Origin of the sequence: Acidovorax facilis, assembly GCF_023913775.1 — a bacterium.
GTDB lineage: Bacteria > Pseudomonadota > Gammaproteobacteria > Burkholderiales > Burkholderiaceae_C > Acidovorax > Acidovorax facilis.
Genome location: NZ_JAMXAX010000015.1, coordinates 32,325 through 44,999 on the forward strand (window position 1 = coordinate 32,325; position 12,675 = coordinate 44,999).

The 12,675-nt window shown below is 67.7% G+C and carries 15 protein-coding genes; 11 read left to right on the plus strand and 4 right to left on the minus strand.

The genetic code is table 11. From position 1 onward, the window contains the following. Nucleotides 1-44 precede the first annotated feature (44 nt). The 5 genes from phnF to NFX52_RS07390 are packed head-to-tail and all read left to right on the plus strand — an operon-like array spanning nucleotide 45 to nucleotide 3,811. Nucleotides 45-827 (plus strand): phosphonate metabolism transcriptional regulator PhnF, encoded by a 783-nt coding sequence (gene phnF, locus NFX52_RS07370; protein ID WP_055396997.1) that lies wholly within the window; start codon nucleotides 45-47, stop codon nucleotides 825-827. Next, nucleotides 814-1,542: a DUF1045 domain-containing protein gene (locus tag NFX52_RS07375; RefSeq protein WP_207401933.1), complete on the plus strand. Its 729-nt coding sequence runs from the start codon at nucleotides 814-816 to the stop codon at nucleotides 1,540-1,542. The genes phnF and NFX52_RS07375 overlap by 14 nt, the downstream gene beginning before the upstream one ends. Next, the gene (gene phnN / locus NFX52_RS07380) at nucleotides 1,539-2,153 is read left to right on the plus strand and encodes a phosphonate metabolism protein/1,5-bisphosphokinase (PRPP-forming) PhnN (RefSeq protein WP_055396993.1); all 615 of its coding nucleotides are present in this window, start codon (nucleotides 1,539-1,541) and stop codon (nucleotides 2,151-2,153) included. The genes NFX52_RS07375 and phnN overlap by 4 nt, the downstream gene beginning before the upstream one ends. Beyond that, entirely contained in the window at nucleotides 2,150-2,572 is a 423-nt protein-coding gene (gene arsC / locus NFX52_RS07385) for an arsenate reductase (glutaredoxin) (RefSeq protein ID WP_055396991.1), read from the plus strand. The genes phnN and arsC overlap by 4 nt, the downstream gene beginning before the upstream one ends. A 39-nt stretch (nucleotides 2,573-2,611) precedes the next feature. Then, complete coding sequence (locus tag NFX52_RS07390; RefSeq protein WP_055396989.1) at nucleotides 2,612-3,811, plus strand: MFS transporter; 1,200 nt, start codon at nucleotides 2,612-2,614, stop codon at nucleotides 3,809-3,811. A gap of 4 nt (nucleotides 3,812-3,815) precedes the next feature. On the opposite strand, the gene NFX52_RS07395 is transcribed toward NFX52_RS07390, so the two are convergent. Next, on the minus strand, nucleotides 3,816-4,481 hold the full coding sequence (locus NFX52_RS07395; protein WP_055396987.1) for a DNA-3-methyladenine glycosylase I: 666 nt from the start codon (nucleotides 4,479-4,481) through the stop codon (nucleotides 3,816-3,818). A gap of 115 nt (nucleotides 4,482-4,596) precedes the next feature. Here NFX52_RS07395 and NFX52_RS07400 point away from each other — a divergent pair, with 115 nt between their 5' ends. From NFX52_RS07400 to NFX52_RS07410, 3 genes are read left to right on the plus strand one after another with little or no spacing between them, the layout of a single operon-like run. Continuing rightward, nucleotides 4,597-5,727 carry an aminopeptidase gene (locus NFX52_RS07400; protein ID WP_238385552.1) on the plus strand — a complete coding sequence of 377 codons (1,131 nt, stop codon included), beginning with the start codon at nucleotides 4,597-4,599 and terminating at the stop codon, nucleotides 5,725-5,727. After that, nucleotides 5,720-6,127: a polyhydroxyalkanoic acid system family protein gene (locus tag NFX52_RS07405; protein ID WP_055396984.1), complete on the plus strand. Its 408-nt coding sequence runs from the start codon at nucleotides 5,720-5,722 to the stop codon at nucleotides 6,125-6,127. The genes NFX52_RS07400 and NFX52_RS07405 overlap by 8 nt, the downstream gene beginning before the upstream one ends. Nucleotides 6,128-6,144: 17 nt before the next feature. Beyond that, the gene (locus NFX52_RS07410; RefSeq protein ID WP_055396982.1) at nucleotides 6,145-6,849 is read left to right on the plus strand and encodes a nitroreductase; all 705 of its coding nucleotides are present in this window, start codon (nucleotides 6,145-6,147) and stop codon (nucleotides 6,847-6,849) included. 21 nt (nucleotides 6,850-6,870) lie between these two features. Here the strand turns inward: NFX52_RS07410 and ocd are convergent, their stop codons facing one another. Continuing rightward, nucleotides 6,871-7,932, minus strand: coding sequence for an ornithine cyclodeaminase (ocd, locus tag NFX52_RS07415; protein WP_055396980.1), 1,062 nt, complete (start codon nucleotides 7,930-7,932; stop codon nucleotides 6,871-6,873). A 211-nt stretch (nucleotides 7,933-8,143) separates the two neighbouring features. Here ocd and NFX52_RS07420 point away from each other — a divergent pair, with 211 nt between their 5' ends. Further along, entirely contained in the window at nucleotides 8,144-9,064 is a 921-nt protein-coding gene (locus NFX52_RS07420) for a hydroxymethylglutaryl-CoA lyase (protein ID WP_055396979.1), read from the plus strand. Nucleotides 9,065-9,126: 62 nt separating this feature from the next. Here NFX52_RS07420 and NFX52_RS07425 read toward each other — a convergent pair whose 3' ends face one another. Beyond that, a complete protein-coding gene (locus tag NFX52_RS07425; RefSeq protein WP_055397012.1) occupies nucleotides 9,127-9,381 on the minus strand; it encodes an acyl-CoA-binding protein in 255 nt (84 codons plus the stop codon). Nucleotides 9,382-9,529: 148 nt separating this feature from the next. Between NFX52_RS07425 and NFX52_RS07430 the strand changes: the two genes are divergently transcribed. Together NFX52_RS07430 and NFX52_RS07435 are read left to right on the plus strand one after the other, a co-directional pair. Continuing rightward, on the plus strand, nucleotides 9,530-11,164 hold the full coding sequence (locus NFX52_RS07430; protein WP_055396977.1) for a wax ester/triacylglycerol synthase family O-acyltransferase: 1,635 nt from the start codon (nucleotides 9,530-9,532) through the stop codon (nucleotides 11,162-11,164). Further along, the gene (locus NFX52_RS07435) at nucleotides 11,161-11,757 is read left to right on the plus strand and encodes a DUF922 domain-containing Zn-dependent protease (protein ID WP_238385551.1); all 597 of its coding nucleotides are present in this window, start codon (nucleotides 11,161-11,163) and stop codon (nucleotides 11,755-11,757) included. Before NFX52_RS07430 ends, NFX52_RS07435 begins: the two co-directional genes overlap by 4 nt. A 36-nt stretch (nucleotides 11,758-11,793) precedes the next feature. Here the strand turns inward: NFX52_RS07435 and NFX52_RS07440 are convergent, their stop codons facing one another. Next, a complete protein-coding gene (locus NFX52_RS07440) occupies nucleotides 11,794-12,651 on the minus strand; it encodes a LysR family transcriptional regulator (protein ID WP_055396975.1) in 858 nt (285 codons plus the stop codon). Between the last annotated feature and the right edge of the window lie 24 nt (nucleotides 12,652-12,675).

The window sequence follows — 12,675 nt, forward strand, 5'->3', positions numbered from 1 at the left end:
ATTGAACAACTGGCGCCAGCTTAAAGAGCGCGCATGTAGGTTTCATGACAGCCAGCACCACCTCTCTCACGACCCCGCTACAGGTCCCGCAAGCACCACCACTGCGCCCTGCGCGCGACAGCTTCTGGACGCGCATAGCCGCCGAGCTGGCCGAGGCCATCGGCAGCGGCGTTTATCCGCCGGGCCAGCGACTGCCCTCGGAACACGCGCTGGCCGAGCAGTTCGGCGTGAACCGCCACACCATCCGCCGTTCGCTCGCCAGCCTGTGCAGCCAGGGGCTGGTGCGCATCACGCAGGGCAGCGGCACCTATGTTGAAGACTTTGCGGTGGATCTGGTGCTGGGCAAGCGCACGCGCCACCAGCAGGGCTTGGCACAGGCCGGTCTGCGCGGCAGCCTGTTGGTGCTGCAGGCCCAGACCACGCGCGCCACGGCGGCGCTGGCGAAGGCGCTGCAAGTGCCCGCGCGCAGCCCGCTGCTGGCGCTGCGCGTGCGGGGCGACGCCGAGGGCCAGCCCCTGCACATCAGCGAGCGCTACTTTCCCCTGCCCCGCTTCGAAAACCTCGCGGCTGTGGTGCGCGAAACGGGCTCCATCACCGCAGGCTTCACCGCCCACGGGGTGGCCGACTACACGCGCCGCGAAAGCCGCATCACCGCCGAGCTGCCGAGCGCCGAAGTGGCCGCCCAGTTGCGCCAGCCCACCTCACGCCCCGTGCTGCAGGTAGAGAGCCTGAACGTGGACCTGGCAGGCACGCCCATCGAATGGGCGCGCGCCTGGTTTGCGGGCGACCGCGTGAAACTGACCATTGACCACGATGAACACGCCTGAAATGCCACCCACCCACCACCGCTATGCGGTCTATTTCGCACCCAACCCGGGCAGCCTGGGCTGGCTCGCCGGCAGCCACTGGCTGGGGCGCTGCGCCGCGCTGCTGCAGCCGCTGCAGCAGCTCGCCATCGACGGCGTGGCGGCGGACAACCTGCACCGCCTGACCGCAGCACCCCGCCGCTACGGCTGGCACGCCACGCTCAAGGCGCCGTTTGCGCTGGCGCCCGGCACCGACTGGATCACGCTGCACCAGGCCGTGCAGTCCGTGGCGCGCGGTCTGCAACCCTTTGTGCTGCCGCCCCTGCAGGTGCAGCGCATCGACGACTTTCTGGCGCTGGTGCCCCCGGCGTTGCACCCCGCCAATGCGCAGATCCAGGAGACCGCCGCCACCTGCGTGACGGCGCTGCAGCCTTTGGCCGCACCCTTGTCCGACGCCGACCTCGCCCGGCGCCGCTCGGCGGGGCTCACTGCCCGGCAGGATGCGCTGCTGCAGCAATGGGGCTACCCGTTTGTGTTGGACGAGTTCCGCTTTCACCTGTCGCTCACCGGCAGCTTGGCGCAGGTGGACCCGCCAACACAGGCCTTGGTGTTCGAGGCCGCGCAGGAGTTCTTCTCGGACCTGCCCATCCTGAAGTTCAACAGCCTGGCCTTGTTCGCAGAGCCCACACCCGGCGCCGACTTTGTGCTGCTGGATCACCTGGAGATGGGCGCATGACCGCGGGCCGGCTGGTCTACTGCATGGGCCCCTCGGGCGCGGGCAAGGACAGCCTGCTGGACTGGCTGCGCGCCCACCTGCCCCAGCCCTGCCCCGTGCACTGGGCGCAGCGCACCATCAGCCGTGCCGCGACGTCTGCCGGCGAAGTGCATGAAAGCGTTTCGCCCCAAACGTTTGTTGCGCTGTGCAGCGACCACGCATTTGCCCTGCACTGGCAGGCCAACGGCCTGGGCTACGGCGTGCGGCATGCGCAACTGGCGCCGCTGGCGCAGGGCCACTGGGTGCTGCTCAATGGCTCGCGCGCCTACCTGCCCGAGGCCCTGGCACGCTTCCCGGACCTGGTGGCTGTCCACATCACTGCCAGCCCGCAGGTGCTGCGCGAACGTCTGCTGGCGCGGGGCCGCGAGACGCGCGAAGAGGTGGAGGCCCGCGTGCAGCGCGCGCTGGCGTACAGCCCGCCGCCGGGCGCGGCCAGCCTGGAGGTGCACAACGACGGAGCGCTGGGCGATGCGGGCCTGCGGCTGCTGATTGCTTTGGAAAATTTACCGGGTTGGCCCCAGCGCAGTGGCAAACTTTCGCCCATTGTTTCCGTACTTTCCAGCACGCCATGACCACCATCACGATCTATCACAACCCCAAGTGCGGCACGTCCCGCAACACCCTCGCCATGATCCGCAACAGCGGCTTGGAGCCCGAGGTCATCGAATACCTGAAAGCCCCGCCCGACCGTGCCACGCTGGTGGCGCTGATTGCCGCCACGGGCGAGCCGGTGATCAACGCCGTGCGCACCAAGGAGGCGATCTTCTCCGAGCTGCAGCTGGACGCGCCGGGCGTCACCGACGCGCAGCTCATCGACGCGATGCTGCAGCACCCCATCCTCATCAACCGCCCCATCGTGGTCACGCCCCTGGGCACGCGGCTGTGCCGCCCGTCCGAGCAAGTGCTGGACATCCTGCCCGCGCCGCAGCGAGGCGCCTTCACCAAGGAGGATGGCGAGGTCGTCATCAACGCGCAGGGCCAGCGTGTCTGATGCCACCTCGCTCGCCCCTGCCATAGCCCACCGCGCGGCATGAACGCCGCCTCGCAACGCTGGACCGTGGCGCGCCTGGGCACGGCCCAGACGCTGGCCTGGGCCTCGTCCTACTACCTGCCCGCCATGCTGGCCGCGCCCATGGCGCGCGACCTGGGCGTGACCACACCCACCGTGTTCGCCGCGTTTTCGGTGGCGCTCATCGTGTCGGCGCTGCTCGGGCCTTTCGCGGGCCGGGGCATCGACCGCCATGGCGGCCGCCCGGTGCTGGTGGGCACCAATCTGTTGTTTGCCGCCAGTCTGGTCGGCATGGCGCTGGCGCAAGGCCCCGTGGGCCTGTTTGCCGCCTGGGTACTGATGGGCGTGGCCATGGGGTCCGGCCTGTACGAAGCCGCATTTGCCACGCTGGTGCGGCTGTATGGCCAGGGCGCACGCGGCGCCATCACCGGCATCACGTTGATCGCGGGGTTTGCCAGCACCGTGGGCTGGCCGCTGTCGGCCTGGATGGAGACGCAGTGGGGTTGGCGCGGAGCGTGCGCGGGCTGGGCCGCATTGCACTTGCTGGTGGGCGTTCCACTCAATGGCTGGCTGCCACGCGCCGACGCCGCAGACAAGGCCCCCGAACCATCGACGGACGCCATCGCAGCGCCCACCACAGAACCGGCCGTATCCGCCCCGCCCACTCCAGCCCACCCGCTGCGCACCACCGTGCTGCTGTCCTTCGTGTTTGCGGTCACCTGGTTCACGAGCACCGCCATGGCAGCCCACCTGCCTCGCCTGCTGCAGGCCAGTGGCACATCGCTGCAGGCGGCAGTGGCCCTGGCGGCGCTAGTGGGCCCGGCACAGGTGGCGGCGCGCCTGCTGGAGTTTGGTTTTCTGCGCCGCCTGCACCCGCTGCTGTCGGCCCAGCTGGCTGCCGCCGCACACCCCGTGGGCGCGGGCCTGCTGATGGTGCTGGGCGGGCCTGCTGCCGCAGTATTTACCGTGCTGCACGGAGCAGGCAACGGGATACTGACCATTGCCAAGGGCACGCTGCCACTGGTGCTGTTTGGGCCAGCAGGCTACGGCGCGCGCCAGGGCCTGATGATGGTGCCCGCCCGCGTGGCGCAGGCTTTTGCACCGGTGCTGTTTGGCATGCTGCTGGACAGCGCCGGGGCAGCTGCCCTGTGGCTCACCACACTGCTGGGCCTCGCCGCGTTGGGAGCGCTGTGGCTACTGCGTCCCGTGGCGCGGGTCTGAACAATCAACCGCGCGGCACCACAAACGCCTTGCGCGCAGCGAGCGCTGCGGGGCGCGAGTGACAGCCTTCCAGGTGGTCATTGACCAGCCCCATCGCCTGCATGAATGCGTACACCGTGGTGGGGCCCACAAAACTCCAGCCACGTTTCTTGAGGTCCTTGGACATGGCAATCGACGCGGGCGACGTGGACAGGGTGCGCGCCACCTCGCGCGTGAGGCGCTCGGGCCGGTCGGTGGCAGCGGGCTCGTAGCGCCAGGCGTAGTGCGCGAGCGAACCAAACTCGCGCCGCAGCTCCAGCACGCGCCGCGCGTTGTTGATGGTGGACTCGATCTTGCCCCGGTGGCGCACGATGGCCGCATCCTGCACCAGGCGCTCGACATCGGCAGGGCCGAAAGCCGCAACCTGCTCGGCATCGAAGTTCGCGAACGCGGCGCGAAAGCCCTCGCGCTTGTTCAGGATGGTGAGCCAGCTCAGACCCGACTGAAAACCCTCCAGACAGATCTTCTCGAACAGCCGCCGGTCGTCCGCCACGGGGAAACCCCACTCGTGGTCGTGGTAATAGCGATAGAAAGGCGTGGCCTGGCACCAGCTGCAGCGTGGGCAATCGGCCTCGTCGGCAAACAGGCCAGCAGGCAGGTCAGGGGCGGATTCAGCGGTCATGCGCTGCATTCTAGAAACTGCACCGGCCACACTGCTGACACCCCTTCAAACGCCCCGCGCGATCTGCCCATAAACTGCCCGCATGCGCCAGTTCCCCCCCCATCTGCGAGCCGTATCTTTCCTCATGATCAGCCTTGTCTTGGCGGGCTGCGCCAGCACCACCGGCCCCACCAGCATGCTGGGCTACTACTGGCAGTCGGTGCAGGGGCACATGCAGATCATGCAGGCGGCCGAGCCCATCGACCGCTGGATCGCTCGCACCGACATCCAACCCGCCCTGCGCGAGCGGCTGCAACTGGCGCAGCGCGCCCGCGCCTTTGCCGTGGCCGAGCTGGGCCTGCCTGACAACGCCAGCTACCGCCGCTATGCGGACCTCAAACGCCCCGCCGCCGTCTGGAACGTGGTGGCCGCGCCGCCGTACTCCCTCACGCTGCACACCTGGTGCTTCCCGGTGACGGGTTGCATTGGCTACCGGGGCTACTTCACCGAGGCTGCCGCGCAAGCCGAGGCAGCGGAGCTGGCCGCCCAGGGGCTGGAAGTGGAGGTGTATGGCGTGCCCGCGTATTCCACGTTGGGCTATATGAACTGGGCGGGCGGCGACCCGTTGCTCTCCACCTTTGTCGCCTGGCCCGAGGGCGACTTTGTGCGCCTGCTGTTCCACGAGCTGGCGCACCAGGTGGTCTATGCCAAGAACGACACCTTGTTCAACGAGTCCTTTGCCACGGCGGTGGAGCGCATCGGCGTTGCACAGTGGCTGGCAACCCAGTCCACCCCCGAGGCCCGTACGGCCTTTGCCACCAGCGAGGCACGGCGCAGCGCCTTCCGCGCGCTGACCCGTGCCACCCGCGCTCGGCTGGCAGCCATTTATGAACAAAAAGAAGCTCTAGCGCTGGATGATCAAGCGCTAGCAGCTATGAAAAATGAAGCAATGGAGGCTTTTCGCACCGGTTATGCAGCCCTGCGCACGCAATGGCTGAACACATCCAGCGGGGGGGCACCCCAAGCCACCACCGCCCAGGTGGCGGGCTACGACCGCTGGGTGGCCAAGGCCAACAACGCCAGCTTTGCCGCCCAGGCTGCCTACGATGAACTGGTGCCCGCGTTCGAAGCCCTGTTCGAACGCGAGGGCCGCGACTGGCCCCGGTTTTATGATGCCGTACGGCAACTGACGCAACAGCCCCAGCCACAACGGCACGAGGCACTGCGCGCCCTTCTATCTGATACCCAACACCTCAAGGAGACACCCGGTGCCTGACATCCATATCCACCGCGACCACCACCTGGGCTTCAAGGAGGCCCGCAAGGTCGCCTTCTCCTGGGCCGAAAAGGCCGAAGAAAAATTCGACATGGAGTGCACCTACGAAGAGGGCGAGACGGAAGACTTGCTGACATTCACCCGCTCGGGCGTCAAGGGCACGCTGCTCGTGGATGCCCACCAGTTCGAGATGAAGGCGCAGCTGGGCTTTTTGTTCGGCGCGTTCAAGGACCGCATCGAGGCCGAAATTGGTGAGCAGCTCGACGCCCTGCTCAATGCGCCTCACCCCGGCGCCAAGAAGCCCGCTGTCGACAAGAAGAAGCACGCGGCTGAGGCAGGGGCATACAAGCCGGGTACCAAGGCAGCGGCCAAACCTGCCGCCAAAGCCAAGAAGGCATAGCTACCGATGCCATCACCATGACATCCACCGCCACGGACTCTGCCACCCACAGCACGGCATTCGACACCCTCTCCACGCTGCTCCACACCCGCTACAGCTGCCGCGCGTTTCTGCCCGAACCCCTACCGCGCGCCACCATCGAAGCCATCCTGGTCACCGCGCAGCGCACGGCATCGTGGTGCAACGCGCAGCCCTGGCAGCTCACCATCGCCAGTGGCGCCACGCTGGAGCGCCTGCGCGTCGCGCTGCAATCGCACATGGCCACCGCAGCCCCGAACCCCGACCTGCCCTGGCCCCGCGAATACCGGGGCGTGTACCAGGAACGGCGGCGCGAATGTGGCTGGGGCCTGTACGAAGCCCTGGGCATTGCCAAGGGCGACCGCGAAGCCTCGGCCCGTCAGGCGGCGCAGAACTTCACCATGTTTGGTGCACCGCATGTGGCCATCATCAGCAGCGACGAGGCACTGGGCGTGTACGGCGCGGTGGACTGCGGCGCCTACGTGAACAACTTCATGCTGGCCACGCACAGCCTGGGCGTGGGCTCCATTGCACAGGCCGCGCTCGCGTCCTACCCCGGCGTGCTGCGCGAGGTGCTGGGCATTGGCGAGGACCGCAGCATCGTCTGCGGCATCTCGTTTGGCCTGGCAGACACCGCCCACCCGGCCAACCATTTCCGCACCACACGCGCCGATCCGGCCAGCAGTGTGGTGTGGCGAGACTGAAAGGGCGTGACCGGGCGGGCGTCAGGCCACAGCGCGCAGCAGGGGGTTGTGCGTGCGCAGCAGCCCAAACAGGTTCTTGGGGTCTGACAGCTGGGGGATGAGTTCGATGGGTTGGCCCATGCCCAGCTCGGTGGCCGCATCGCGCAAGAATCGCAGTGCAGAAAAGTCCTCCAGCGCAAAACCCACGGAGTCGAACACCGTCACCGCCGCATCGCTGGCCCGGCCGGTGTGCTGACCTGCCAGCACTTCCCACAGCTCGGTCACCACAAAGTCGGCAGGCAACTGCTGGATGTCGCCTTCGATGCGTGTCTGCGGGGTGTATTCCACAAACACCTGGGCTTGGCGCAACACGTCGGCATGCAGCTCGGTCTTGCCGGGGCAGTCGCCGCCCACGGCGTTGATGTGCATGCCGGGCACCAGCATGCCGGGCGTGAGGATGGTGGCATTGGTCTTGTCGGCCGTCACCGTGGTGACGATGTCGGCACCGCGCACGGCCTCGGCCGTGCTGGTGCAGACCACGGTGCGCAGGCCCGTGCCTTGCAGGTTGGCCTGCAGCTTGGCGGTGGCGGCGGGGTCCGTATCAAACAGCCGCAGCGTGGTGACGCCCAGCAGGTGGTGGAAGGCCAGCGCCTGGAACTCGCTTTGGGCTCCGTTACCGATCAGCGCCATGGTGCGCGCACCGGGGCGTGCCAGGGCCCGGGCGGCCACGGCCGACATGGCGGCGGTGCGCAGGGCGGTGATGAGGGTGAGTTCGCTCAGCAGCAGCGGCGCGCCAGTGGCTACATCGGCCAGCACGCCAAACGCCATCACGGTCGGCAAGCCCCAGCGCGTGTTCTTGGGGTGGCCGTTAACGTACTTGAACGCATAGGTCTGGTCGTCGGCAATCGGCATGAGTTCGATCACGCCGTCGCGCGAGTGGCTGGCCACACGCGCGGATTTGTCGAACGAGCCCCAGCGCAGAAAGTCGGACTGGATGTAGTCGGCAATGCCGCGCAGGCAGGCCTCGACGCCTTTGCGCTGCACCAACTCGATGACATCGGGCGCACTGAGGTAGAGGGTGGAAAAGTGGTTCTTGGAAGGCATGGTGCTTGTCTCCGGGTGGGATACAAGCAGTGTCCCGGAGCAACGCAGCAATGGGAATTGCCCAAACTGCCGCATGTTGCGGGGTGGTTTGCCGGTATGGCAGAACAAATTGCCACTTTGCACAATCGTCGGCCCCCGCGCCATGGGGGCATGGGCGCGCTATCCTCCCGCATCCGGCACATTCCACCCACGTCCGACAACATTCCGCACCATGACGCAACCCCAAGTCCTCATCAGTGAAGTCGGCCCGCGCGATGGCCTGCAGTCCGTCAAAGCCACCATGCCCACGGCCGACAAGCTGCGCTGGATCGACGCCCTGGTGGCCGCCGGGCTGCGCGAGATTGAAGTGGGCTCGTTCGTGCCTGCCCGCCTGCTGCCCCAGATGGCCGATGTGGCCGAGGTGGTGCGCCACGCGCTGACCCGCCCTGGCATCACTGTGATGGCGCTGGCCCCCAACCTGCGTGGCGCCGAGGCGGCCCTCGCGGCAGGTGTGCACAAGGTCACACTGCCGGTGTCGGCCAGCGCCGCCCATTCGCTGGCCAATGTGCGCAAGACGCGCGAGGCCATGGTCGAGGAGGTGCGCGCCGTGGCCCACCTGCGCGACGCGCAGGCCCCCGGCATGCTGGTGGAGGTGGGGTTGTCCACCGCCTTTGGTTGCACCCTGCAGGGCGAGGTGCCCGAGGACGACGTGATCTGGCTCGCGAGCCTGTGCGCAGAGGCCGGGGCCGACGAGGTGGGCCTGTCGGACACCACCGGCATGGCCAACCCGGCTCAGGTGCGCCGCCTCTTCATGCGCCTGCGCGCCGAGCTGGGCGCCAAGGCCGGGGCGGCCCACATGCACAACACCCGCGGCCTGGGCCTGGCCAATTGCCTGGCGGCCTACGACGTCGGCGTGCGCACGTTTGATGCGTCGCTGGGCGGCCTGGGCGGCTGCCCCTATGCGCCGGGCGCGTCGGGCAACGTGGTGACGGAAGACCTGGTGTTCATGTTCGAAGCCATGGGCATTGACACGGGGGTGGATCTGGAGCGCCTGATGGCAGCACGCGCGCCGCTGCAGGTGGGGCTGCCGGGAGAGCCGGTCTACGGCATGACGCCGGAAGCGGGACTGCCCAAGGGGTGGGTCCAGCGTTAGGCACCTTTGCCCCCAAAGCAAAAGGCGACCGAAGTCGCCTTTTGCTTTGGGGTACCGCCGTATCAGCTCAGCGAGGTGATCAGGTCCACATACTGTTGCTTGGCCTCGTCGGCACCCGTGCCCTTGAGCTTTTCCCAGGCGTCCCACTTGGCACGGCCCACCATGTCGGAGAAGCTGGGCTTCTTCTCGGTGTTGTCGCCGGCGGTGGCTTGCTTGTACAGCGCGTAGATCTTGAGCAGCGTGGCGTTGTCGGGACGCTCGCTCAGGTTCTTGGAATTGGCCACGGCGGCTTCGAAGGTGGCGTTGAGGTCGGCCATGTCGGTGTGCTCCTTGAGATCTTTGGGGGAGGGAAAGAACGGTGTCGGCAAGGGTTTGCTGCGTTGTATCTTACGGGCTGAGCACAGTCTGGGACCGCTCAATCCATAGAGGCAAGTCCCCAAAAATCAAACAACAGGTGTACATCCGATGGTGACCCGCATTCCAGCCCCCAGCAAAGCCACTCCGGGCAAAGGCTCCAGCCCCCTGCGCACGATGCGCAACCAGGCCCCCGAGGTGGCGCGCAAGGCCGCCCAGGCCCTGCCCCCAGCCGCCCGCAAGGCCGCCACCGTGGTGCAGAAGAACGTGCGCCGCGCTGCCACCGGCATGCTGGGCCTGTCGGGCGAACGCATGACCAAGGTCGACACCGCCTGGCTGCGCATGGATTCGCACAGCAACCTGATGATGATCAACGGCGTGTGGACCTTGTCGCCCGGCATCACCTGGGACGCCCTGTGTGAGCGCGTTCAGCAGCGCCTGCTGCAGTACCCGCGCTTTCGCCAGCGCGTGGTGGAAGATGCAGCGGGAGCCACCTGGGTGGAGGACCGCAACTTCGACATCGCCGCGCATGTGCTGCGCGAGAAGCTGCCCCACCGACAAGGCCACAGCATGCAGCGCGCCCTGCAAGACCGTGTGGGTGAACTCGCCATGCAGCCGCTCGATACCCGGCGGCCGCTGTGGCAAATGCACCTGATCGAAGATTTTGTGGGTGACGACGGCCAGCCCGGCAGCGCGCTCATCGTGCGCATCCACCACTGCATTGCGGACGGCATTGCGCTGATCTCGGTGACCATGTCCATCGTGGACGGCGGCGCCGAACCGCCCAAGCGCACCCGCAAAGAGCGCGAGCAGGCCGCCACGGCCGAGGACTGGATTGCGGACGCGCTCATCAAGCCCTTTACGGACATGACGGTGAAGGCGCTGGATCTGGCCGGTGACGGCGCAGCCAAGTCGTTCAAGATGCTGAGCGACCCCGAGAAGACCATGCACCATGGGCTGGCTGGCACCATGGACATGGCACGCGTGGCCTACCAGTTGGTGAGCGATGCCGCTGCCCTGGCGCTGATGCCCGACGACTCCCCCACGCGCCTGAAGGGCCAGCCCGGCAGTGCCAAGCGCGTGGCTTGGTGCCCGCCCATCCCGCTGGAAGAAGTCAAGGCCATCGGCAAGGCGCTCAACTGCTCCATCAACGATGTGCTGCTGTCGTGCGTGGCGGGCGCCATCGGCGGCTACCTGCGCAGCCAGGGCGACGACCCCACGGGGCAGGAGATCCGCGCCATGATCCCGGTCAACCTGCGCCCCATGGAAGAGGCGTGGAAGCTGGGCAACCGCTTTGGGCTGGTGCCGCTGGTGCTGCCGATTGGCGTGGCCAACCCCGTCGAGCGCGTATACGAGGTGCGCAAGCGCATGAACGCGCTCAAGGGCAGCACCCAGCCCATCCTGGCGTTTGCGATGCTGGCCGTGGCAGGACTGATGATCAAACCCGCGCAGGACGCGCTGCTCAATCTTTTCGGCCGCAAGACCACGGCCGTGATGACCAATGTGCCTGGGCCCAAGGAGCAGCTGACACTGTGCGGCTCACGCGTCACCCAGTGCATGTTTTGGGTGCCGCAGTCGGGCGACATCGGCCTCGGTGTCTCCATCCTGAGCTACGGTGGCGGTGTGCAGTTTGGCGTGATCACCGACACCACGCTCTGCCCCGAGCCACAGCAGATCATCGACGCGTTTGCGCCCGAGTTTGACCAGCTGTCGCTGCTCACGCTGATGCTGCCCTGGGGCGAGTGAACCGGGGAGCCTCGGTGGTGCTGAGGGCGCGCTTGGTGGACCTTGCCGGGGTGCTGGTGGCCCTGGTCTGCGCGGGCGCCGCCCATGCCGCCGTCACGGAAGAACATATCCAGCAGCCCTACCCCGTGCGCGCCCAGCCCGGCGAGACCCTGCGGAAAGCGCTGAACGCTGCCACGCCCATCACCGTCGACGGCCAGCGCTTTCACGGCTACACCCGCTGGAAGGTGCGCTGGACCTTTCGCTGGTGGCGCGAGGCATCGGGCCGCTGCACCATCACCGAGGTCACCACCCGGCTGCGCACCCAGGTGCAATTGCCCGAACTGCACAGCGCCACACCCGCCCAGCAGGCGGTGTTCGACCGGTACCTGAGCGCCTTGTCCCGCCACGAACAGGGCCATGTCCAGTTCGGGCGCGATGCGGCGCAGGCCATTGACGAGGGCATTGCCGCACTGCCTGCTGCCCCCGACTGCGCGGCGCTGGAGCGCCAGGCCAACACGCTGGGCCACCGCCTGCTGCGCGAACACGCGGAGCGCGAGAAGCAGTACGACCGCGACACGCGGCACGGCGCATCGCAAGGCGCCAGGCTGGAGTGAAAGGCCGGTCCATCAACAAGGGTACAGGCTTGTGAGCTATCCCCGCACCGCGCTGCGAAAGGCCGCCGACAACGCTGTCAGCGCATCGCGCGGACGGCCGTCTTGGGTGCGTGTGTGCAGCAGCACCGGCAGGCGCGGCAGCGCAGGCAGCCCCAGGCGGGCACCCACATCCACCGCCCCCAGCGGCAGCATGCGCGGTGCCAGCGCCGCCACACCCAACCCGGCCATCACGGCCGCCGCCACGGCAGCAACGCCTCCACCCACAAACACCTCGGCCCAGGCGATGCCCGCAGCGTCCAGCGCCTGCCCCGCCATCGCCCGCACACCGCAGGGCTCGGCCAGCGTGGCCAGGGGCAAGGGCTCGCCCGCACGGTGCTGCCAGCCGGGGGCGGCGAACCAGCCGAAGGGCTCTTCGGCCAGCAGCTCGCCATCGCTGCGGCCCACGTGCATGCGGGCCAGCACGACATCCAGCTCACGCCGGTCGTAGCTTTGCAGCAGGTCGCCCGACGAGCCGATGCGGATCTCGATGAGCAGCTGTGGGTCTTGCTGGTTCATGCGGGCGATCAGCGCGGGCAGCTCCGGCCCGGCCACATGGTCGCTGATGCCGATGGTCAGGCGCTGGCGGGCCTGGGCGAACGTGGCAAGGGCGCGATCGTGCGCGGCCAGCAGTTCACGCGCATGCTCCAGAAATGCCGCGCCCCGGGCCGACAGCTGCACGTGGCGCGGCGTGCGCTCGATGAGGCGGCAGCCCAGCCGGTCCTCAAGCCGCTTGAGCTTCAGGCTTATCGCGCCCTGCGCCGTGCCCATGGCTTCGGCTGCGCGCGTGAAGCTGCCCAGCTCGGCAATGCGCACAAAGGCTTCGACGGCATCCAGATCCAGGGATCGCTCAACCATTTGAATTTGATATTTCTGAAATAG

Coding starts and splice junctions, on each gene's coding strand:
- phnF (WP_055396997.1), top strand. CDS start 45: ATGACAGCCAGCACCACCTCTCTCACGACCCCGCTACAGGTCCCGCAA.
- NFX52_RS07375 (WP_207401933.1), top strand. CDS start 814: ATGAACACGCCTGAAATGCCACCCACCCACCACCGCTATGCGGTCTAT.
- phnN (WP_055396993.1), top strand. CDS start 1,539: ATGACCGCGGGCCGGCTGGTCTACTGCATGGGCCCCTCGGGCGCGGGC.
- arsC (WP_055396991.1), top strand. CDS start 2,150: ATGACCACCATCACGATCTATCACAACCCCAAGTGCGGCACGTCCCGC.
- NFX52_RS07390 (WP_055396989.1), top strand. CDS start 2,612: ATGAACGCCGCCTCGCAACGCTGGACCGTGGCGCGCCTGGGCACGGCC.
- NFX52_RS07395 (WP_055396987.1), bottom strand. CDS start 4,481: ATGCAGCGCATGACCGCTGAATCCGCCCCTGACCTGCCTGCTGGCCTG.
- NFX52_RS07400 (WP_238385552.1), top strand. CDS start 4,597: ATGATCAGCCTTGTCTTGGCGGGCTGCGCCAGCACCACCGGCCCCACC.
- NFX52_RS07410 (WP_055396982.1), top strand. CDS start 6,145: ATGACATCCACCGCCACGGACTCTGCCACCCACAGCACGGCATTCGAC.
- ocd (WP_055396980.1), bottom strand. CDS start 7,932: ATGCCTTCCAAGAACCACTTTTCCACCCTCTACCTCAGTGCGCCCGAT.
- NFX52_RS07420 (WP_055396979.1), top strand. CDS start 8,144: ATGACGCAACCCCAAGTCCTCATCAGTGAAGTCGGCCCGCGCGATGGC.
- NFX52_RS07425 (WP_055397012.1), bottom strand. CDS start 9,381: ATGGCCGACCTCAACGCCACCTTCGAAGCCGCCGTGGCCAATTCCAAG.
- NFX52_RS07430 (WP_055396977.1), top strand. CDS start 9,530: ATGGTGACCCGCATTCCAGCCCCCAGCAAAGCCACTCCGGGCAAAGGC.
- NFX52_RS07440 (WP_055396975.1), bottom strand. CDS start 12,651: ATGGTTGAGCGATCCCTGGATCTGGATGCCGTCGAAGCCTTTGTGCGC.